This window comes from Streptosporangium sp. NBC_01639 (assembly GCF_045209755.1).
In the GTDB taxonomy this organism is placed as follows: domain Bacteria; phylum Actinomycetota; class Actinomycetes; order Streptosporangiales; family Streptosporangiaceae; genus Streptosporangium.
Genome location: NZ_CP109272.1, coordinates 3,318,136 through 3,339,402, shown reverse-complemented (window position 1 = coordinate 3,339,402; position 21,267 = coordinate 3,318,136). Strand labels below are relative to the sequence as shown.

Below are 21,267 nucleotides of genomic sequence, written 5' to 3'. Positions count from 1 at the left end.
TTTGTAAGGCTACTGCCAGCATATGCTGGCTCATCGAATATCGGCGACTGCCGGAACGGGCGACGGCCATGACGGAGACGGTTTGGTGAACAGCGTCCTGGCGAACATCGCCTTGGTCATGCTCTTCGTGGTGATCGGCGGGTTCTTCGCCGCCGCCGAGATGGCCATGGTCTCCCTGCGGGAGAGTCAGGTGCGCAGGCTCGACACCCGGGGCCGCAGGGGGGCGCGGGCCGCCAAGCTCGCCCGCGACCCCAATCGCTTCCTGTCGGCGGTGCAGATCGGCGTCACCGTGGCGACCATGCTGTCGGCGGCGTTCGGCGCCGACACCCTCGCCCGGGATCTCATCCCGGTCGTGGACGGCTGGGGGGTGCCACGGGCCGTCTCGGCCCCGCTCTCCCTCGTGCTGGTCACCCTGGCGATCTCCTACGTCTCGCTGGTGCTGGGCGAGCTCGCGCCCAAACGGATCGCCCGGCAGCGCGCCGAGGGGATCTCGTTGCTGGTCGCACCGTTCCTGGACCGGATGGCCGCGCTGTCCCGGCCGATCATCTGGGGGCTCTCCAAGTCCACCGACGGCGTGGTCAAGCTGCTCGGCGGCGATCCCGAGGCGGACCGGGAGGAGATCTCCACCGAGGAGCTCCGTGACATGGTGGTGGGCCATCAGGAGCTCGCTCCGGACGAGCGGCATCTGATCGCGGAGGTCTTCGCGGCGGGCAAGCGGCAGCTCCGTGAGGTGATGCTGCCGCGCACGGAGGTGGAGTTCATGTCCTTCGACACCCCCTTGGCCGAGGCCGCCGTGCTGGCCGCCGCCATGCCGCACTCCCGCTTCCCCATCTACCGCGACTCCTACGACGACATCATCGGCTTCATCCACATCCGGGACCTGCTCGACCCGGTGCTGACCGGGTCCATCGAGCCGATCAGCGAGCTGGTGCCGGTCCGCCCGGTCAAGCTGGTCCCCACGACCAAGCGGGTGCTGGCCACCCTGTCGGAGATGCGTGACGAGGGACACCACCTGGCGATCGTGGTGGACGAGTACGGCGGCACGGCCGGCATCGTCACCATGGAGGACCTGGTGGAGGAGCTCGTCGGTGACATCCGCGACGAGCACGACATCGAGGACAAGCAGGTCGTGCTGCCCGCGGGTGAGGTCGAGCTGGACGGGCTGGCCAACCTGGACGAGGTGGCGACCGAGACCGGCATCCGGCTGGCCGACGGCCCCTACGAGACCCTGGGCGGGTTCGTCATGGCGGCCCTGGGACATCTGCCGACGCTCGGGGAGCGGGTGGAGATCCCCGGGTTCGAGATGTCGGTCACCGACATGGACGGCCGCCGGGTCTCGCGGGTCCGCATCAAACACCGCGGCCCCTCCCCGGACGCGCCGGCCTCTTCGGATCCGCCGGCCTCTTCGGATCCGTCGGCCTCTCCGGAGCCGGAGCCGGATGTCTCCGGCGCCGCGGAAAAGGGAGCGCCGGCCTCCACCGAGCCGGGGGCGCCGACCACTCCCGACACCTGACACAATTACCTGCTATGGCCAGTCCTCGTGTCCTGTCCGGCATCCAGCCCACCGCCGACTCCTTCCACCTGGGCAACTACCTCGGTGCGGTGCGGCAGTACGTCGCCATGCAGGAGGGGTACGACGCGTTCTACTGCGTCGTCGACCTGCACGCGATCACGGTGGACTACCAGCCGGAGGTGCTGCGCAGGCGGTCCAGGGTCGCCGCGGCCCAGCTCTTCGCCGCCGGACTCGACCCGGAGCGCTCCACGGTCTTCGTGCAGAGCCACGTGCGTGAGCACACCGAGCTCGCCTGGGTGCTGATCTGCCTCACCGGCATGGGCGAGGCCGGCCGGATGACCCAGTTCAAGGACAAGTCGGCGAAGTCCGGTGAGAGCTCGGCCAGCGTCGGCCTGTTCACCTACCCGATCCTGCAGGCCGCCGACATCCTGCTCTACCAGGCCGACAAGGTGCCGGTCGGAGCCGACCAGAAGCAGCACCTGGAGCTCACCCGCGACCTCGCGCAGCGCTTCAACCACCGCTTCGGCGAGACCTTCACACTGCCCAGACCGCACATCGTCGAGGGCGTCGAGAAGATCACCGACCTGCAGGACCCCACGGCCAAGATGTCCAAGTCGTCCTCCTCGGCGGCCGGCATCCTGGACCTGCTGGAGCAGCCGGGGCCGCTCCGCAAGAAGATCATGCGCGCGGTCACCGACACGGGCTCCGAGGTCCTCGCCGACGACGAGAACAAGCCCGGCATCACCAACCTGCTGCGCATCCAGTCCGCGCTGACCGGCACGCCGATCCCCGAGCTCGAAACCCGTTACGCCGGGCAGGGTTACGGCACCTTCAAGAAGGACGTGGCCGAGGTCGTCGCGGATACCTTCACGCCGATCCGGGAACGCACCGAGAAGCTGCTGGCCGACGAGGCCGAGCTCGACAGGATGCTCGCCGCCGGTGCCACGCGGGCCCGTGCCGTGGCCGCCGAGACCATGGCCAAGGTCCGCGACAGGGTGGGGTTCCTGCCGACTCCCTGATCCACGGCGGACGCGACCGGCCCGAGGTCTCGAGGCCGCCGCAGATCACTCGCAGGACGTGGCCGCACTCATGCACGTTGAGGCCGTGACGGGGTAGGTGACCCGGGTGGCAGGCGTGTGGGAACGCATCGTGGCGTTGCGTGAGTGGGGTCGGTCGAAGCTCGGTTCCATCCGGATCCGGTGGCTCTGGTTCGACCATCTGGTCAGGACCGTGCAGCGGTACCAGATCCAGTCCGGTGACCGACTGGCCGGGGCGGTGACCTACTTCGCGTTCCTGTCGTTCTTCCCGATCATTGCGCTGGCGTTCGCGGTCTTCGGCGTCTTCCTGTCCGTCCGGCCGGACGCCGTCACGACCCTGCAACGGGCCATCGACCAGTACCTTCCCGGTCTCGCCGACCAACTGCCCATCCAGCAGATCGCCGACTCGCGGGCCAGCGCCGGGACCATCGGCCTGATCGGACTGCTCTACGCCGGGCTCGGCGCGATCGACGCCCTGCGCGGCGCGCTCCGCGAGATCTCCATGACCGTCGAGGCGCCCCTCAACTTCTTCCTGGGCAAGCTTCGCGACCTGGCCGCGCTGGTCCTGATCGGCCTCACCGCGATCGCCTCGGTGCTGGTGGGGGGCTTCGCCACCCAGGCCAGCGGGACCGTGGCCGGATGGCTGGGCCTGTCGCGGTCGGTGCTCGGCAGCGGCTCGGTCTGGCTCGCCGGTCTGGCGGTCAGCGTGCTGGCCGACACCGTCCTCTTCGTGATCATCCTGCGCTGGATGGGCCGGTCGAGGCAGCCGTTCCGGGTGATATTCCGCGGAGCCCTGCTGGGCGCGCTCGCCTTCGGGCTCCTCAAGCAACTCGCCGCACTGATCCTGAGCTGGACGCTGAACAACCCCATCTACGGGGTGTTCGCGGTGATGGTCGGACTGCTGGTCTGGATCAACCTGTCGGTCCGGGTCATCCTCTACGCGGCGGCCTGGACGGAGACCGCGTCGCTCGGTCCCCCGCCCGCTCCCACCCCGATCCCGGGTGTCGCCACTCCTCCATAAGGCCTGAGTGCAATTTTAAGAGGCTTTATGGCCTTTTGCGCATCTTTGGCTGTTGCCGGGGTTTCATGGCTCCCAGACCTGCCTGCGGGCCGCCTGGCCGGTGTCTACTGGGATCGTCTGCGCAGGCCGTACACCAGCCAGAGGGCGCCGCCGACCAGGACGGTGCCCAGCAGGGCGATGCTCACGTGGAGGACCGTCTGGGAGCCCTGCCCGGCTGCCGCCGCCGGGGCGGGCAGGGGTTTCGGCGACGTCTTCGACACGTTCGGGGCCGCCGGAAGGGTCGGCACGGGGGCGGCGTCGGGGACCGGGTCCACCAGCCGGCCGACCGGGGTGACCTTGCCGCGATTGGCGAAACCCCAGTCGAGCAGGCCCGCGACGTCGTCCCAGAAGTATCCGTCGTGCCGCATGATCGACACGATGATCGTGTGACCGTTGCGCTTGGCCGCGCCGACGAAGCTGCCCAGCGCCTTGGACGTCCAGCCGTTCTTGACGCCGATCATGCCCTTGTAGCGCCAGAGCAGCTTGTTGTGGTTGCCGATCTCGTAGTAGCCCTTGGGGGCCGGGAACTTGTCAGTCTTTGTGCTGATATATCGCTGAAAATCGTGGTTGGCGAGCCCGGCTCGGGCGATCAACGTCAGGTCGTAGGCCGAACTGCTCTGGCCGGGCTTGTCCAGCCCGCTCGGCGTCTTGGCCACGGTGTCGAAGGCCTGAAGCCGCTTGGCCTCGGCGTTCATGTCCTGCAGGGTCTTGGCCAGCCCGCCGTTGGCCTCGGCCAGTGCCATCGCGCAGTCGTTGCCCGAGACCAGCATCAAGGCCTTGAACAGGTCCTGCACGGTGTAGATGGGTTTGGAGACCAGGCCGACGGCGCTGCCCTCCTCGTTCACGGCGCGGCTGCTCGGCTTGATCTTCTGGTCTTTGTCGAGCTTCGGGATGAGGGTGAGCGCGGTCAGCGCCTTGAGCGTGCTCGCGGGCAGGTAGCGCCCATGGGGATCCTTGGCGGCCAGCACCTCCCCGGTTTCGGCGTCCGCGATCACGTAGGACCTGGCGGCGGTCTTCGGAGGTGCCTTCACTCCGGACGGAGCGACGAGGCCACGTCCGCCGAGGTGGGTGCCGCCGACGGGCTCGGTCTCGGTCTCGGCATACGCGGAACCGCCCAGGAAGACGGTCGCCGCGAGCAGCACCCCGACGGGTGCGACATGTTTCATCCCCATAGTGATCTCAGGGTAGCTTCGTACCGATTCATCTGAGGTGACCCACACGCTGACCAGGGAACAGAGCTGGCAACGGAATACTGATGTCATGCAAATATCGCGAAAGATCGCTGGATTTCTGATCGCCGTCGGGGCTTTCATGATCTTTGAGTGGATCAATCTCGCCTTCAACCTCGCGGACGGCCACCCGACGGGCTTCTACGTGGTGCACGGCATCCTGGTCGCCGTGAACATCGTCGTGGGGATCGTGCTCGGCGTGATCGGCCTACGCGGGCTGGCCGAGCGCAAGCAGCGTCCTCCGGTGTAGCTCGGACGCCTCCTCCACCGAGTCGCCGATGCTGGTGAAGCCGAGCTTGCCGTACTCCGGAACCGCGCCGAGCAGGTGCAGGACGTTGCCCGTGCGGGCCTCGTGGTCGAAGCCGAGACCCTTGTCCCGGAGCAGCTTGACGACGTCTCCGGGCGTACGGCCCCGCAGACCGGCCGAGGTGCAGTTGTCGGTCGCCACGTAGTACTTGGACCGGCCGTCGTGCACGAGTGTGCCGGTGCCCGGATCGTAGGCGGCGCCGGTGGTCAGCAGCGCGGCGCCGAACGGGTGCGTGGTCCCGCCGATGCGCAGGTTGATCTCACACAGCAGCGGCCGGTAACCGGCGTCGGTCTTGACGACGAAGAAGTCCATGCCGAACAGGCCGACCACGCCCCGCCCGGCGAGGACCCGGGCGATCTGCTCGGCGCACTCGCCGATCTGGGCGCGGTAGTCCCGCTGCGCGGGGAAGGCGCACCCCTGGTAGACGTCGGCGTTCGGGCCGCCGAGGATCTGCTCGTGCGTGGCGACCACGTCGTACACCCCGCCGGGGGTGATCCTGGCCAGGGCGCTGGGGGAGCGCAGCGACAGGTCGTCGACGAACTCCTCGATCACCGCGCCCCGCTCGGCGATCTTCTCGGCGAACGTCGTCCAGGTCTCGTGCGCCGCGGAGAAGCTGGTGGGGCAGGCGGTGAGCGGCCGCTCATCCTTGATCACGATGGCGTTGCCCAGCCCGGAGTAGCTGTTGTTGAGCTTGACCATCAACTTGGAGGTGGGACTCAGCGCGCGGGCCGCGTGCTCCACCTCGGTCAGCGACCGCAGGTCGGCGAAGCCGCGGGGCATCGGCACCCCGGCCTCCTCGCCGATCAAGCGCCCGCCGCTCTTGGAGCCCAGGTGGGCCAGCGCGGTGGCCGGGCCGTAGATCGGCAGGCCCAGGACGTCGGCGAGCCGCTCCTCGTGCTCGCTGACCACGAACGGCACCAGCCACGCGGCGGTCGCGCGGCTGAGCGGCACGCGGATCCGCGCGACGACGTCCGGGCGGCGCAGCAGCGACACGGTGAGGGGATTGGTGTGCGGATCGTCCAAACTGATCATTTGTAGGCGGGTACGGGCCTCGTCGGGGTCGTCGAGAAAGCTCAGGTAGTAGTCGACGATCGCGGTGTCCACCGGCAACGAAGAGAGGTAGACGACCTCCACATTCGGTTGCCTGAGCGTGAGCAGGAGGAACAGCAGCCGCTCCTCGTAGCAGAGGGCGCCGGTGATTCTGCGCAGTTCGTCTTGGGGGAGCGACAGCGACGGGATGACCACCAGGGTCCCCTCGTTCGGTTCGAAGAGGCTTAATCTGGAATGCTTCTCCGCGAACGGGATGTTAGTGATCATATGCGGAGTGAAGCACGCATTCCTCCGATTTACATCGCTCCTTCTGGTTCGATGAACGGCACCTGAGGTCAGGTAAATTGCCAGGTCGCCGATGTTTCAACGGGCCCGCCAACGGCCACCGCCGCGACGGCACCCCCCGGTACGGCTACCGCGCCTAGCCAATCCGGGTCATCGGGCCTGGTCCGAGTGGGCCAGGGGTCATGGAAGTAGGGGGCGGGACGGCAAAACATTTGGCTGAGATGTCGGCGGGCTGTCGCCGGGGAGGGATAAAGTCGATGTCATCGCCAGCGCGCCGGTGGTCTCACGCCGGTCTGCCGCTTGCGTGATCGGCAATATCCTCGCCGCCGGGCTGGCGGAGAGGTGAAACGCCTGTGGAGCCGGTGTAAGACCCCAACGGAAATCCTTCCGGGCGGGCGACCGGCGGTGAAGCAGGAAGCCTCACGGGTGACCGTGGGAATCCCCTTCCTCCGGGAAGGGGAGGATGTCAACGGTCGTGCTGGTGTGGCCTATGGCATCCACCCCGGCCCATCGATATGACGATCATTTTTTTCGGGCTGCTTCATGGATCGCAGGATTCTGGGCAGTGGCACGATGCGTCGACGATTCAGACTGCTGGCGCGGATGGGATGGTGACCAATGCGGGGGCGTAATTTTCGGGGAGAACTCGACACGTTCCTCGCCGGGCGTGAGCAGGAACTGATCGACTTCCGTCGTGACCTGCACATGCATCCTGAGCTCGCGTTCGCGGAATACCGCACGACCCAGCGCGTCGCCGACCGGCTGACCGCGGCCGGCCTCGTCCCCTCGGTCCTCCCGCGCGGCACCGGCCTGATCTGTGAGGTCGGCAGCGGCGACGGGCCGACCGTGGCGCTGCGGGCCGACATCGACGCGCTGCCCGTGCCGGACGAGAAGGACGTCCCCTACAGCTCCACCGTCCCCGGCGTTTGCCACGCCTGCGGCCACGACGTGCACACCACGATCCTGCTCGGCACCGCCCTGTTCCTCGCGCAGCAGTCGGCGGCCGGGCTGCTGCCCGGCCGGGTCCGGCTGATCTTCCAGCCCGCCGAGGAGCTCCCCGGCGGGGCACTGGAGGTCATGGCCTCGGGCGGCATCAGCGGCGTCGACCGGATCTTCGGCCTGCACTGCGATCCCCGCGTGGAGGTCGGCAAGGTCGGCCTCAAGTCCGGCCCGATCACCTCGGCCTGCGACAAGGTCGCGATCCGGGTGAGCGGTCCCGGCGGGCACACCGCCCGGCCGCACCTCACCGCCGACCTGGTCTTCGCCCTCGCCAAGATCCTCACGGAGCTGCCCGCGGGCCTGTCGCGCCGGGTCGACCCCCGCTCGTCGCTGAGCCTGGTCTGGGGCCGGGTCGAAGCGGGTTCGGTGGCCAACGCGATCCCGGACGACGGCGTCGCCGAGGGCACCGTGCGCTGCCTGGACGAGGACGCCTGGCACGCCGCTCCCGACCTGATCAAGGCCCTGCTCGACTCGGTCGCGGGCGCCTACGGCGTCGAGGCCCGGATGGACTACGTCCGCGGAGTGCCGCCGGTGGTCAACGACGAGGTCAGCGTGCAGATGCTGACCGAGGCCGCGGTGGGTGTCCTCGGAGAGGGCGCCGCGGTGCCGACGCAGCAGAGCCTGGGCGGTGAGGACTTCGGCTGGTATCTCGAGTCCATCCCCGGCGCCTTCGCCCGGCTGGGCACCCGCAAGCCGGGTTCGCTCCAGATGGGGGACATCCACCAGGGCACCTTCGACGTGGACGAGACCTGCATCGGCACCGGCGTGCGGTTCCTGGCGGCGACCGCGCTGACCGCGCTCTGGGAGGGGCAGCGCCCCGGCTCGCAGGAGCCGGTGGCGGGCATCGCGATGGCCTGATCCCTCCGGCTTCGGGCGGCACGGGTCAGGCCGCCGGGACGTTCAGGGCGAGATCCGGATGATCTCCACGGAGAACCGCTCACGTCTTCCGCGCCGAAGCCCCCTCATGCGCTGTGACGATGCTCTCTCGAAGCGGAGGTGCCCGCCTCCGGAAGCCGCCGTCGACGGTGGAATCGCCGTACCACGATCACGTCAGAGAGCGGCCTGGGATCACCTGCGGTGGCCTCGGGCCGCCCTCGTGTGTCACAGGGCGGCCTGAGCTGCATAACGGACGTATTGCGGACGCGTGTGCCGGTTTGGTCAATGGTGGTCAACCAACTATCTTCCGTGCAGGGTTGCCGTGCGTCTCTTCGCGCGTGCACTGAAACGCGAAGGGAGTCCATCTTGCTTCAGAACCGATTCGGCAAGCTGGCAGCGACCACAGTGGTGGGCACCATCCTCATGGGAGCCGCCGCGTGTGGTGGGAGCGATGAGCCGGCCACGTCGGCCACGCAGGCCGACGGCGCCAGCAGCGCCCCGGCTGCGGCGGGCGCGAAGGTCGGCCTGGCCTACGACATCGGCGGCCGTGGCGACCAGTCGTTCAACGACGCCGCCGCCACGGGTCTGGACAAGGCCAAGGCCGAGCTCGGCCTCGCCGAGACCAAGGAGCTCGAAGCCGGCACCGGGGAGACCGAGGCGGCCAAGGAGGAGCGGCTGCGCCTGCTCGCGTCCGGTGGCTACAACCCGATCATCGGTATCGGTTTCGCCTACTCCGGGCCGCTGAAGAAGGTCGCCGCCGAGTTCCCGGACATCAAGTTCGCGATCGTGGACGACGCCGACGCGACCGGCCCCAACATCTCCAACCTGCTCTTCGCCGAGCACGAGGGCTCCTTCCTCGTCGGTGCCGCCGCGGCGCTGCAGAGCAAGAAGAACCACGTGGGCTTCGTCGGCGGCGTTCGGGTGCCGCTGATCGAGAAGTTCGAGGCGGGCTTCGCCGCGGGTGCCAAGGCGGTCAAGTCCGACATCAAGATTGAGAACAAGTACCTGACCGAGCCGCCGGACTTCGGCGGCTTCGCCGACCCGGCCAAGGGCAAGACCGCGGCCGAGGGCATGTTCGACGCGGGCGCCGACGTGGTCTACCAGGCTGCGGGCGGCTCCGGTAGCGGTGTGTTCGAGGCCGCCAAGGCCGCGAACGGCAAGGCCATCGGCGTCGACTCCGACCAGGCCAAGACCGCGGCCCCCGAGCTGCAGGGCGTCATCATGACCTCCATGCTCAAGAAGGTCGACGTCGCCGTTTTCGACTTCCTGAAGAGCTTCACCACCAACACGGTGAAGTCCGGTTCGACGGTCTACGACCTCAAGGTCGGCGGTGTCGACTACTCCACCACCGGTGGTCAGGTCGACGAGATCAAGTCGAAGCTCGACGAGTACAAGCAGAAGATCATCTCCGGTGAGATCACCGTGCCGGACAAGAACTCCTGACCTGGTACCAGTGAAGGGCCCGGTGGACGATTCCCCCGGGCCCTTCGGCCGATCACCATCAATCACTTTCCGTAACAGGGCCATCCGTGCGGAGGAGGCCGTCATCAGCACCCCGACCCCGGCCGTCGAACTAGAGGGAATCACAAAAAGATTCCCCGGCGTCGTGGCCAACCGCGACATCTCCCTATCTGTGCAGCAGGGCCACGTGCATGCCGTCGTCGGTGAGAACGGCGCGGGCAAGTCCACCCTCATGAAGATCCTGTACGGCATGCAGCGCCCCGACGAGGGCGAGATCCGTGTCAACGGGACGGCCACGAGCTTCCGTTCCCCGGCGGACGCGATCGCGGTGGGCGTCGGCATGGTCCACCAGCACTTCATGCTGGCCGACAACCTGACCGTGCTGGAGAACGTGATCCTCGGCAGCGAGCCCCGCAGCGGCGGGATCGCGATCGACTTCGGCGCCGCCCGCAAGAAGATCAGGCAGATCTCCGACTCCTACGGCCTCGGCGTCGACCCCGACGCCACGGTGGAGGATCTGGGCGTCGGAGCCCGGCAGCGCGTGGAGATCCTCAAGGTCCTCTATCGAGGCGCCCGGATCCTCATCCTGGACGAGCCGACCGCCGTGCTCGTGCCGCAGGAGGTCGACGAGCTCTTCGACAACCTGCGCGAGCTGGTCCGCGAGGGCCTCACGATCATCTTCATCTCGCACAAGCTGGACGAGGTGCTCTCGGTCGCCGACGCCATCACCGTCATCCGGCGCGGCACGACCGTGGCCAGCGTGTCCCCCAAGGGGGTGACCGCCCGGCAGTTGGCCGAGCTCATGGTCGGCAGCGAGCTGCCCAGCCCGGAGACCCGCGAGTCCACCGTCACCGACGTGGTCGCCCTGTCGGTGCGGGATCTGACCGTCCGCTCGGCGGACGACCGTCGTCTCGTGGACGGCGTCGGCTTCGACATCCGCAAGGGTGAGGTGCTCGGCATCGCCGGTGTCGAGGGCAACGGTCAGGCCGAGCTCGTCGAGGCCATCATGGGCATGCGCGACGTCGAAGGCGAGATCCGGCTCGGCGAGGAGGACATCTCCGCCTGGCCCACGCGGCGCCGTCGCGAGGCCGGTATCGGCTACATCCCCGAGGACCGGCACCGGCACGGCCTGCTGCTGGAGGCGCCGCTCTGGGAGAACCGGATCCTCGGTCACCAGACGCAGCGGCCCAACGTCAAGGGACCCTGGATCGACCGCGCGGGCGCCCGTAGGGACACCCAGCGCATCGTCGAGGAGTATGACGTCCGGACGCCGGGCATCGACGTGGACGCCGCCGCCCTGTCCGGCGGCAACCAGCAGAAGCTGATCGTCGGCCGGGAGATGAGCGGCGAGCCGGTCTTCCTGATCGCCGCCCATCCGACCCGGGGCGTCGACGTCGGAGCCCAGGCCGCGATCTGGGACCACCTGCGCGCGGCCCGCGCCGCGGGTCTGGCCGTACTGCTGATCTCGGCGGATCTGGACGAGCTCATCGGCCTGTCGGACACGCTGAAGGTGATCCTGCGCGGCCGTATCGTCGCGGACGTCGATCCGCGGACGGTGACGCCCGAGCAGCTCGGGTCCGCCATGACCGGTGCTGGAGAGGCGGCATGAACATCCATACAGCGCATGCGGAGCGGACGCACCAGGCGGGGGTGATCGCATGAGCCCCACGGAGTCGAGCTTCACCGACCGGCTGCTCGGCCGGGTCCGGCTCGGCGGCCTGCTCTCGCTCGCCGCGCCGGTCCTCGCCATCGTCTTCGCCGGCTTGGTCACCTCGATCGTCCTGCTGATCACCGGCGATCCGCCCCTGGAGACGCTGGGCATCATGGTCGACTACGGCGTGCAGCCGCGCTCGATCGTGCTGACCCTGAACTCCGCGACGACCTACTACCTGTCCGCGCTGGCGGTGGCGATCGGGTTCCGGATGAACCTGTTCAACATCGGCGTCGACGGCCAGTACCGCCTCGCGGCGCTCGTCGCGGCGGCCGTGGGCGGTGCGGTCGTCCTGCCCGCCCCGCTGCACATCGCCCTCGTCGTCTTCGTCGCCATGCTGGTCGGCGCGGGATGGGCGTCGATCGCGGGTCTGCTCAAGGTCAGGCGCGGCGTCAGCGAGGTCATCTCGACGATCATGCTGAACGCCATCGCCACCGCGCTCGGTTCCTGGCTGCTCAACAAGGAGCGCCTCGCGGTCGAGGTCGCGGGCAGCAACAACATCGGCACCAAGCCGATCGGCCCGTCCGGCCAGGTGCCCGGTATGGCGATCATCCCCGGTACGGAGGCCAAGGTATTCGGCCTCATCATCCTGGCGGTCGTCATGGGCATCCTGTACCACGTGCTGCTCAACCGGACCCGCTTCGGCTTCGAACTGCGCGCCACCGGCCGTTCCGAGTCGGCCGCGGTGGCCAGCGGTGTCAACGTCAAGAAGATGATCCTCGTCGCGATGATCCTGTCCGGCGCGGTGGCGGGTCTGGTCGGCATGCCCCAGCTGCTCGGCGCCTCCTACAGCTACAGCCTGGACTTCCCCACGGGACTGGGTTTCACCGGCATCGCGATCGCGCTGCTCGGCCGTAACAATCCCGTCGGCATCGCCTTCGGCGCGCTGCTGTGGGCCTTCCTCGACACCTCGTCGAGCATCCTGCAGCTGCACGAGATCTCACCGGAGATCGTCCAGATCATGCAGGGCACGATCGTGCTCTCGGTCATCGTCGCCTACGAGCTGGTGCACCGCTACCAGGTCTCGGCCGGACAGCGCCGGGTGAGCAAGGAACTGGCGGGCGGAACCCCCACCCAGGCTGAAGGAGCGTCGGCATGAGCGGGCCGTGTAGGGAGCGGGAAGCGGTGAGCGACCAGTGAGCGCCGTGACCCTGGCGGAGGCTCCGCTGGAGGAGCCGAAGAAGCCCGCCAAATTCAAGCTCACCTGGCAGGTCCTCCTGCTCGCGCTCGGTGGGCTCGTCGTGCTGCTGTCGTTCACCCGGGCCGTCACCGGCGCGGTCGATCTCACCTCGGCCGGAGCGGTCAACGCGGCTGTCGCGCTGGCCGTGCCGATCGGTCTGGCGGGTCTCGGCGGTCTGTGGTCCGAGCGGGCCGGCGTGGTCAACATCGGCCTTGAGGGCATGATGATCCTGGGCACCTGGGCGGGAGCCTGGGGGGCGATCCACTTCGCCAACCCCTGGGCGGGTGTCGTCGCCGGTGCGATCGGCGGAGCCCTCGGCGGCCTGCTGCACGCGATCGCCACGGTGACCTTCGGGGTGGACCACATCATCTCCGGCGTCGCGATCAACATCCTGGGTCTGGGCGTCACCCAGTTCCTGTCCAAGGTGACCTTCGCCGAGATGCCGGGCGGCGGTGACTCCCAGTCGCCTCCCGTCCCCAAGCCGGGCATCGTGAGCCTGCCGTGGGTCGGGGATCCGCTGGCCACACTGGAGGCCAAGCAGTGGTTCCTGCTGTCCGACGTGGCAGGCATCCTGCGAGGTCTGACGACGAACGTCTCGCTCTTCACCATCCTGGCGATCCTGCTGATCCCGTTGACGTTCTACGTGCTCTGGCGCACGGCGTTCGGCCTGCGGCTGCGCTCCTGCGGCGAGCGGCCGGTGGCGGCGGAGTCGCTGGGCGTCAACGTCTACTCCTACAAGTACGTCGCGGTGGTCGCCTCCGGCGCTCTCGCGGGCCTCGGTGGTGCGTTCCTGTCATTGGTGGCCTCCAGCGCCTATCGTGAGGGGCAGACCGGTGGCCGCGGCTTCATCGGCCTCGCCGCCATGATCTTCGGCAACTGGCGTCCGGGTGGTCTGGCGGCCGGCGCGACGCTGTTCGGCTACACCGACGCGCTCCAGCTCCGCCGGGGCGGCGAGTCGGTGCACGCCCTGCTCCTGATGGTGGCGATCATGATTGTCGGGGTGGCGGTCTACCAGCTCGTCCGGCAGAGCCGCACCAGGGCGGCCCTGATCACCGCTGTCGCGGCGATCGTGGTGTTCGTCGTTTTCGCGCTGACCGACACCATCCCGCCCCAGTTCACCTCCGTCACCCCGCACATCACCACCCTGCTGGTGTTGTCGCTGGCGGCCCAGCGGCTCCGGCCGCCCGCCGCCGACGGGGTGCCGTACCGCAGGGGACAGGCGAAGTGACCACTACGAGCGAGACGAGGGGCGCGCCGTCCGCGGCGCGCCCGCGAGCGGAGCAAGCCGGATGACCATCGACTGGGACGCGCTGAAGGCGGAGGCCGTACGGGTCATGGCGAACGCCTACGCCCCCTACTCCAAGTTTCCCGTCGGCGCCGCCGCGCTGGTGGACGACGGCCGTATCGTGTCCGGCTGCAACGTGGAGAACGCCTCCTACGGCCTCGGGCTGTGCGCGGAGTGCGGTCTGGTGTCCGCGCTCCAGGCCACGGGCGGCGGCCGGCTGGTCGCGTTCACCTGTGTGGACGGGCACGAGGAGCTGCTCATGCCGTGCGGGCGCTGCCGCCAGCTGCTGTTCGAGTTCGGCGGCGACGAGCTGCTCGTGGAGACCGTGGACGGCCCCAAGGCGATGGCGGAGATCCTGCCGTACGCCTTCGGGCCCGACAATCTGAGCCGGGGGGCCTAGGGCATGGACGCGATCGACGTCATCGTCACCAAGCGGGACGGGCGGGAGCTGTCCGCCGAGCAGATCGACTGGGTGATCGACGCCTACACCAGGGGAGCCGTCGCCGACGAGCAGATGTCCTCCCTCGCGATGGCGATCCTGCTCAACGGCATGAACCGGCGGGAGATCGCCGGGTGGACCCAGGCCATGATCAGTTCCGGGGCCCGGATGGACTGGTCGGCCCTGCCCGGCCGTACCACCGACAAGCACTCCACCGGCGGCGTCGGCGACAAGATCACACTGCCGCTGGCCCCGCTGGTCGCCGCGTGCGGCGGCTACGTGCCCCAGCTCTCCGGCCGGGGGCTCGGACACACCGGCGGGACCCTGGACAAGCTGGAGTCCATTCAGGGCTGGCGGGCCTCCCTGTCCAACGGTGAGATGCTCGACGTGCTCGGCAAGGCCGGCGCGGTCATCTGCGCGGCGGGTGACGGGCTGGCTCCGGCCGACAAGAAGCTCTACGCGCTGCGCGACGTCACCGGCACCGTCGAGTCGATCCCGCTGATCGCCTCCTCGATCATGTCGAAGAAGATCGCCGAAGGCACCGGAGCACTGGTGCTGGACGTCAAGGTCGGCTCGGGCGCCTTCATGAAGACCGTGGACCAGGCCCGCGAGCTGGCCACCACCATGGTCGAGCTGGGTACCGACGCCGGGGTCACCACGGTCGCGCTGCTCACCGCCATGGACCGGCCGCTCGGCCTGGCCGTGGGCAACGCCCTGGAGGTCGCCGAGTCCGTCGAGGTGCTCGCCGGCGGCGGGCCCGCCGACGTCGTCGAGCTGACCGTACGGCTGGCCCGCGAGATGCTTTCGGCCGCCGGTCTGTCCGGAGGCAAGGATCCCGAGCAGGCGCTGCGGGACGGCTCGGCGATGGACGCCTGGCGCCGGATGATCAGCGCCCAGGGCGGCGACCCGGACGCCCTGCTGCCCAGAGCCGCCGAGACCCTGGAGATCACCGCGCCCTCTTCCGGTGTGCTGTCCAGGCTCGACGCGTACGGCGTCGGCCTGGCCGCCTGGCGGCTCGGTGCGGGCCGGGAGCGCAAGGAGGACCCGGTGTCCTTCGGCGCGGGCATCACCCTGCACGCCAGGCCGGGTGACCTGGTCCGCGAGGGCCAGCCGCTGATGACGCTGCACGCCGACGAGACGTCCCGTTTCGAGCGCGCCCTCGGCGCGCTGGAGGGTGCCTACGTGATCGGCGAGACCGCCGACCCGGATCTGCTCCCCCTGGTCATCGACCGCATCACCGCCTGACCCTCCGGTCGCGGGCCCCCGCACCGGCCGACCGGGTCAGGTCCCGGCCTGATCCCTTCTGAGGGCCTCGGACTTCGAGGCCGCCTGTCATCCCGCACCGGCCGACCGGGTCGGGTCCCGGCCTGATCCGGTCCGCAAGGGACGGGCACCGCGTTCTCCCAGGGTCCGCCGGCGGGGATCCGCGGGTCAGTCCGTGGTGTCGCCGAGCGACTCCAGGAGCTTCCGGAGCTGGCCGGCGAGGGCGTCGCGCTGGGTGCCGGTGAGCGCGGCGAGCAGCCGGTTCTCGGTGTCGACGTGGTCGGGCAGGACCTGGTCGATGAGCGCGCGGCCTTCGTCGGTGAGAGTGACGTGAACGCCGCGGCCATCCGACTCGCTGGGAGTGCGTGTCACCAGTCCGCGGGTTTCGAGGCGGTCGAGGCGCTGGGTGATGGCCCCGGAGGTGACCATGGCCGATCGCATCAGCTCGGCCGGGGTCAGGCGGTGGGGTGGCTCGTTGCGGCGCAGGGTGGCGAGCACATCGAACGACGCGGCGTCGAGCCCGTGTGCGCTGAACGTGCGGCGCAGCTCGACGCCGATCAGCAGCGAGAGCCTGGACAGGCGCCCGATCACCCCCATCGGTGACACATCCAGGTCGGGGCGCTGCGCACCCCACTGCTCCAGTACACGGTCGACGTGATCTGCCATGTCCGCATCCTCGGTGGTCTCTTGGCGGTGAGTCAGGTCACCGCGGCTTGAAAGTAGCTTAGCGCTGAGGTAGTTTGCCTTAGTGCTAAGCAATCGCATCGGGATCGTGCTGGTGACCGCACTGGCACCCGCCATCTGGGGGACCACCTACCTCGTCACCACCGAGTTTCTTCCGCCGGACCGCCCGCTGCTGGCCGGGGTGGTCCGTGCCCTCCCCGCGGGTCTCCTGCTCGTCGCTCTCACCCGGCGCCTGCCGCGGGGGGTGTGGTGGTGGCGCGCGTCAGTGCTCGGAGCCCTCAACATCGGGGCGTTCTTCGCGCTGCTGTTCGTCGCCGCCTACCGGCTGCCCGGCGGGGTCGCGGCCACCCTCGGCGCGCTGCAGCCCCTGCTGGTCGCCGGCCTCGCCGCCGGCCTGCTCGGTGAGCGCCTGACCCTGCGCACCACGCTCGCAGCGCTCGCGGGGGTGGCCGGTGTCAGCCTGCTCGTCCTCCGGGCCGACGCGCGGCTGGACGGCCTCGGCGTCGCCGCCGCGGTCGGCGGCGCGGCCGTCATGGCCACTGGGGTCGTCCTCAGCAAGCGGTGGACGTCACCCGCACCTCTGCTCGCGACCACCGGATGGCAGCTCGTCGCCGGCGGTCTGCTGCTGCTCCCGGTCGCGCTCCTCGTCGAAGGCCCGCCGCCCGCGACGCTGAGCGCCGCGAACCTGGCCGGCTACGGCTATCTCGCGATCGTCGGCGCCGCCCTCGCCTACACCCTCTGGTTCCGGGGGATCCGTGCCCTGTCTCCCACCGGCGTCACCTTCCTCGGCCTGCTCAGCCCGCTGGTCGCCACCGCACTGGGCTGGCTCGCCCTCGGCCAGGAACTCACTGCGGCACAGATCCTGGGCGGGCTCGTCGTCCTCGCCGCCCTCGTCGTGGCACAGACCTCCCGCCGCGCGCGACCGCGCCGACCCGTCGCCGGCCGCGTGGCCGTCTCCGGCACGTCACAGCGTGCCTCGTCGATCAACTGACCCAGGACAATCGATCCAGAAGGAGCTGAGAACCATGCGTATCGCGGTCTTCGGAGCGGCAGGCAGGACCGGAAGCCGGGTGGTGGCCGAGGCGCTGTCCCGTGGCCACCAGGTCACCGCCGTGGTGCGTGATCCGGCCCGTCTGCACGAGCTGCCCGCCGCGGCCGGCGCGCGTGCCGGCGACGCTGGAAACATCGAGCACGTGGTCGAGCTGAGCGCCGGTCAGGACGTCGTGATCAGTGCGACCCGCCCGGCGCCCGGCAGGGAGGACGAGCTCGTCGCGACCGCCAGGGCGCTGCTGGCCGGCCTCGCCCGGACCGGGGGCCGGCTGCTGGTCGTCGGTGGCGCCGCCACCCTGACCGTGCCCGGCGCCGGTGGCACCACCGTCCTCGACGAAATGGACTCCCTTCCCGCCGCCGACCGGGCCATCGCAGTGGCCTGCGCCGCCCAGCTTGAGATCTGCCGCGCCGAGACCGGCGTGAGCTGGGCCTATCTGAGCCCGCCCGCGATGCTGAAGCCGGGTGTGCGCACCGGCGGCTACCGGCTGGGCACCGACGAGCTGCTGGTCGACGCCGAGGGCAACTCGACGATCTCCATGGAGGACCTCGCGGTGGTGCTGCTGGACGAGGCCGAGCGGCCCAAGCACCACCGGACCAGATTCACCGCCGCATACTGACGGAGCGAAAGGCGGTCGCCTCAGGCCCGCAGCGTGGCGTGCTCGCGTGGCGAGGACGGCTCGGAGGCGAAGACGTCGGCCAGCACGGCGCGGTGGGTGGGCAGGGCCTCCGCGTGGCGTGCCCGGCCCTCGTCGGTGATCAGGACGAAGACGCCCCGCCGGTCGGACTCGCACATGCCCCGGCAGACCAGGCCTGTCTTCTCCAGGCGGGCGATCAGTCGCGAGCAGGCGCTCTGGCTCAGGTGGACCGCGTCGGCCACCTCCTGGACGCGGTATCTCTCCTGGCCGCCTTCGACCATGCGTTCCAGGACCTCGAACTCGCTCATGCCGAGCTCGTGCCTCTCGGAGAGTTCGCGCTCCAGGACGCAGGCGGCCGTGGCGTGTTTGGCCAGCACGTCTCGCCACGCGCGGACCGCGTACTCGTCGCTCATGCCGCGGATCATACCATGCATGAACATCTAATGCACAAGAATTAAATTCGTTTGCATTAGATGCGCATGCATGTAGTGTTGGCCGACATGAATCCCTCCCACGACGGGCGCTGGGACGCGCGCCTCTGGGCCGCGCTCACGGTGCTCTGCGCTGTCGTCTTCCTCGACGCACTCGATGTCTCGATGGTGGGCGTCGCGCTGCCGTCCATCCAGGCCGACCTCGGACTCTCCACGTCCTCCCTGCAATGGGTGGTCAGCGGTTATGTGCTCGGATACGGCGGCCTGCTCCTGCTCGGTGGGCGCACCGCCGACCTGCTCGGGCGGCGCAGGGTCTTCCTGGTCGCACTGGCACTCTTCGCCGTGGCCTCCCTGCTGGGCGGACTGGTCAACGACGGCACACTGCTGATCGCCGCCCGGTTCGTCAAGGGGATCAGCGCCGCCTTCACCGCCCCCGCGGCACTGTCCATCATCACCACGACCTTCGCCGAGGGCCCGGCCCGTAACAGGGCCCTCAGCATCTTCACCGCCTCCGGTGCCAGCGGCTTCTCCCTGGGCCTGGTCATCTCCGGCTTCCTGACCGAGCTCGGCTGGCGCTGGACCTTCCTCATGCCGGTCCCGGTCGCGATCATCGCGCTGGTGGCGGCCCTGAAGTTCCTGCCCCGGCAGCGCGAGGAGAAGGCTGAGGGGGGCCACGACCTCATCGGCGCGGCGACCATCACCGCCTCGATGCTGCTGCTGGTCTTCGGCGTGGTGGAGGCACCCTCGGCCGGCTGGGGCTCGGTCCGCACCATCGCGACCCTGGGGGGCGCCGCCATCCTGCTGGGAGTGTTCGTGCTGACCGAGCTGAGGGTCAAGCACCCGCTGGTACGGCTCGGCATCCTGCGGTCGGGGCCGATCGTCCGGGCCAACCTCGGCCTGGTGATCCTGTTCGGCTCCTACGTCGGCTTCCAGTTCGTGGCCATGCAGTACTTCCAGAACTTCCTGCACTGGTCGGCCCTGGAGACCGCCATGGCGTTCCTGCCCTGCGGGATTCTCGTGGCCGTGACGTCCACCAAGATGGGCAACCTGGCCGACCGGTTCGGCACCGCCAAGCTCATCGTGATCGGCGCGGCGGCGCTGACCGCCGGCTACGCCTTCTTCCTGCAGGTGGACGGCCACCCCAGCCTGGCCGCGCTGATCATCCCCGGCATGCTCCTGCTGGGTATCGCCTTCGCCCTCTCCTTCCCCTCGCTGAACATCCAGGCCACCAACGGCGTCGCGGACGACGAACAGGGACTGGCCTCGGGCCTGCTCAACACCTCCGGGCAGGTCGGCGGCGCGGTGATGCTCGCCATCGTGACGGCGGTGCTCACCTCCAACACGAGCGCCGACCCGATCGACGGCTTCCGCGCCGCTATCGCGGTCTCCGCGATCCTCGGGGTGGTCGGCCTGGTGATCGCCCTCACCGGGCTCCGCCGTCCCCGTCCGGCTCTCGCCGTCGCGGACGAGAAGGTCCTCGAAGCCGTCTGAGCGACGGGCCGAAACCGCTCGCGCGCCGTACGGGAAAGACGTCCCCCGTACGGCGCGCGAGCCGACCGCCGTCGGGCACAGGGGCCCCGACGGCGGTTCCGTCGTCCGTTCGAGGACGGGTTCCCGACTTCCGGCCTGACGCCCTGCCCTGATCCGGACGCGGCGGATCTCGCCCGGGGGTGAACCACCCCTGGGTCCGGGGCATCTAACCAGCCAGGAGGCCAACATGAAGCGCACCCGCGTCGTCCTCGCCCTCGCCCTCGCCCTCGTCCCCTTCGCCCTGTCCGCCGCCGGATGCGGCGGCACCGTCGCGCCGCCGGACACCGCGTCCACATCGGCGTCAACATCTGCGGCCACATCCGCGCCCGCCGTCACGACCGCGCCGGTCCCGCCGGACTCCTCGCCCTCCGCCACCCCGGCGGGGGGCCCGAAGCCTCCGACCAGCACCAAGGAGATCGAGGTCGAACGGGCCGTCGACGGGACACCGACCGTCACCGGGGTCCGCTTCGCCGAACACGACGGGTTCGACCGGGTGGTGATCGACCTGAAGGGCGATCTGCCGGGGTACAGCGTGCGATGGGTGTCCGAGCTGGTCCAGGACGGGTCCGGCGATCCGATCGACGCCAAGGGCGGGGCCTACCTCCAGGTGTCGATGAACCCCGCCATCGCGCACAGTGACTCGGGCAGTCCCACCTGGGTGGGCGGACCGATCTTCCAGGCCGATCTGGGCAACGTGCGGAACGTCGTCAAGACCGGTGACTTCGAGGCCGTGGTGGGCGTGGGCATCGTGCTCGACCACCGGGCGGCGTTCCGGGTGACGGAGCAGAAGAGCCCGAACCGGCTGGTTGTCGACGTCGCTCACCGAACCAGTGACAAACTGGCCTGATGGTACGCAAAATCGACAGCGCAACACGGATCCCGGTCCCGGGCGGCAAGACGATCGACGAATACGTAGGCAGGGTCAACAGCGGTGACAGCGGGATCTCGATCGCGCACATGAAGGCCCCGGCCGGGTGGGACGAGCCCGCCCAGACACCGGAGTTCGGCGAGTACACCCTGGTGCTCAGCGGCACGGTCGTGGTGGAGCACGCGGAGGGTACGACCGAGGTCAACGCCGGGCAGGCGTTCGTGAGCGAGCCCGGGGAGAAGATCCGCTACAGCTGCGGCCCGGAGGGCGCCGAGTATGTCGCCGTCTGTCTGCCTGCCTTCTCCCCCGAGTCGGTCAACCGCGACGAATGACGCCGACACTTCCAAGATCATTGATTAGGTGCCCGAAGTAGG

At 69.4% G+C, this 21,267-nt stretch carries 20 protein-coding genes; 16 read left to right on the top strand and 4 right to left on the bottom strand.

Annotated features, from left to right (window positions below; all coding sequences use genetic code 11):
• Nucleotides 1–85 precede the first annotated feature (85 nt).
• From OHA77_RS14770 to OHA77_RS14760, 3 genes are all read left to right on the top strand, one after another.
• The gene (locus tag OHA77_RS14770; RefSeq protein WP_406318694.1) at nt 86–1,513 is read left to right on the top strand and encodes a hemolysin family protein; all 1,428 of its coding nucleotides are present in this window, start codon (nt 86–88) and stop codon (nt 1,511–1,513) included.
• 14 nt (nt 1,514–1,527) lie between these two features.
• Entirely contained in the window at nt 1,528–2,532 is a 1,005-nt protein-coding gene (gene trpS, locus OHA77_RS14765) for a tryptophan--tRNA ligase (RefSeq protein ID WP_326820039.1), read from the top strand.
• Between the two features lie 106 nt (nt 2,533–2,638).
• A complete protein-coding gene (locus OHA77_RS14760; protein ID WP_406318692.1) occupies nt 2,639–3,571 on the top strand; it encodes a YihY/virulence factor BrkB family protein in 933 nt (310 codons plus the stop codon).
• 104 nt (nt 3,572–3,675) lie between these two features.
• Here OHA77_RS14760 and OHA77_RS14755 read toward each other — a convergent pair whose 3' ends face one another.
• Nucleotides 3,676–4,776 (bottom strand): D-alanyl-D-alanine carboxypeptidase family protein, encoded by a 1,101-nt coding sequence (locus OHA77_RS14755; RefSeq protein WP_406318690.1) that lies wholly within the window; start codon nt 4,774–4,776, stop codon nt 3,676–3,678.
• A 94-nt stretch (nt 4,777–4,870) separates the two neighbouring features.
• Here OHA77_RS14755 and OHA77_RS14750 point away from each other — a divergent pair, with 94 nt between their 5' ends.
• A complete protein-coding gene (locus OHA77_RS14750) occupies nt 4,871–5,089 on the top strand; it encodes an SCO4848 family membrane protein (RefSeq protein ID WP_326820042.1) in 219 nt (72 codons plus the stop codon).
• Here the strand turns inward: OHA77_RS14750 and OHA77_RS14745 are convergent.
• Complete coding sequence (locus OHA77_RS14745; protein WP_406318689.1) at nt 5,048–6,463, bottom strand: peptide ligase PGM1-related protein; 1,416 nt, start codon at nt 6,461–6,463, stop codon at nt 5,048–5,050. The genes OHA77_RS14750 and OHA77_RS14745 overlap by 42 nt on opposite strands.
• A 636-nt stretch (nt 6,464–7,099) precedes the next feature.
• On the opposite strand from OHA77_RS14745, the gene OHA77_RS14740 reads away from it, so the two are divergent.
• From OHA77_RS14740 to OHA77_RS14710, 7 genes are all read left to right on the top strand, one after another.
• A complete protein-coding gene (locus OHA77_RS14740; RefSeq protein ID WP_406318687.1) occupies nt 7,100–8,338 on the top strand; it encodes a M20 family metallopeptidase in 1,239 nt (412 codons plus the stop codon).
• Nucleotides 8,339–8,722: 384 nt separating this feature from the next.
• Nucleotides 8,723–9,799 (top strand): BMP family protein, encoded by a 1,077-nt coding sequence (locus OHA77_RS14735; RefSeq protein WP_406318686.1) that lies wholly within the window; start codon nt 8,723–8,725, stop codon nt 9,797–9,799.
• Nucleotides 9,800–9,902: 103 nt separating this feature from the next.
• Nucleotides 9,903–11,426, top strand: coding sequence for an ABC transporter ATP-binding protein (locus OHA77_RS14730; RefSeq protein WP_406319826.1), 1,524 nt, complete (start codon nt 9,903–9,905; stop codon nt 11,424–11,426).
• Between the two features lie 49 nt (nt 11,427–11,475).
• The gene (locus OHA77_RS14725; RefSeq protein ID WP_406318684.1) at nt 11,476–12,627 is read left to right on the top strand and encodes an ABC transporter permease; all 1,152 of its coding nucleotides are present in this window, start codon (nt 11,476–11,478) and stop codon (nt 12,625–12,627) included.
• A gap of 37 nt (nt 12,628–12,664) precedes the next feature.
• Entirely contained in the window at nt 12,665–13,936 is a 1,272-nt protein-coding gene (locus OHA77_RS14720; protein WP_406318682.1) for an ABC transporter permease, read from the top strand.
• A 61-nt stretch (nt 13,937–13,997) separates the two neighbouring features.
• A complete protein-coding gene (locus tag OHA77_RS14715; RefSeq protein WP_406318680.1) occupies nt 13,998–14,393 on the top strand; it encodes a cytidine deaminase in 396 nt (131 codons plus the stop codon).
• A gap of 3 nt (nt 14,394–14,396) precedes the next feature.
• Nucleotides 14,397–15,677, top strand: a complete 1,281-nt coding sequence (locus OHA77_RS14710) for a thymidine phosphorylase (RefSeq protein WP_326820050.1) — start codon at nt 14,397–14,399, stop codon at nt 15,675–15,677.
• 186 nt (nt 15,678–15,863) lie between these two features.
• On the opposite strand, the gene OHA77_RS14705 is transcribed toward OHA77_RS14710, so the two are convergent.
• Complete coding sequence (locus tag OHA77_RS14705; protein WP_326820051.1) at nt 15,864–16,361, bottom strand: MarR family transcriptional regulator; 498 nt, start codon at nt 16,359–16,361, stop codon at nt 15,864–15,866.
• A gap of 82 nt (nt 16,362–16,443) precedes the next feature.
• Here OHA77_RS14705 and OHA77_RS14700 point away from each other — a divergent pair, with 82 nt between their 5' ends.
• Entirely contained in the window at nt 16,444–17,370 is a 927-nt protein-coding gene (locus tag OHA77_RS14700; RefSeq protein ID WP_406318678.1) for an EamA family transporter, read from the top strand.
• A 34-nt stretch (nt 17,371–17,404) separates the two neighbouring features.
• Entirely contained in the window at nt 17,405–18,046 is a 642-nt protein-coding gene (locus OHA77_RS14695; RefSeq protein ID WP_406318677.1) for an NAD(P)-dependent oxidoreductase, read from the top strand.
• A gap of 20 nt (nt 18,047–18,066) precedes the next feature.
• Here OHA77_RS14695 and OHA77_RS14690 read toward each other — a convergent pair whose 3' ends face one another.
• Nucleotides 18,067–18,477: a MarR family transcriptional regulator gene (locus tag OHA77_RS14690; RefSeq protein WP_326820054.1), complete on the bottom strand. Its 411-nt coding sequence runs from the start codon at nt 18,475–18,477 to the stop codon at nt 18,067–18,069.
• A gap of 87 nt (nt 18,478–18,564) precedes the next feature.
• Here OHA77_RS14690 and OHA77_RS14685 point away from each other — a divergent pair, with 87 nt between their 5' ends.
• The 3 genes from OHA77_RS14685 to OHA77_RS14675 all read left to right on the top strand — a co-directional run bounded on the left by OHA77_RS14685 (nt 18,565) and on the right by OHA77_RS14675 (nt 21,225).
• Nucleotides 18,565–19,986 (top strand): MFS transporter, encoded by a 1,422-nt coding sequence (locus tag OHA77_RS14685; protein ID WP_406318676.1) that lies wholly within the window; start codon nt 18,565–18,567, stop codon nt 19,984–19,986.
• Nucleotides 19,987–20,212: 226 nt separating this feature from the next.
• Nucleotides 20,213–20,872 (top strand): hypothetical protein, encoded by a 660-nt coding sequence (locus OHA77_RS14680; protein ID WP_406318675.1) that lies wholly within the window; start codon nt 20,213–20,215, stop codon nt 20,870–20,872.
• Nucleotides 20,872–21,225: a cupin domain-containing protein gene (locus tag OHA77_RS14675; RefSeq protein WP_406318673.1), complete on the top strand. Its 354-nt coding sequence runs from the start codon at nt 20,872–20,874 to the stop codon at nt 21,223–21,225. The genes OHA77_RS14680 and OHA77_RS14675 overlap by 1 nt, the downstream gene beginning before the upstream one ends.
• Nucleotides 21,226–21,267: the final 42 nt, after the last annotated feature.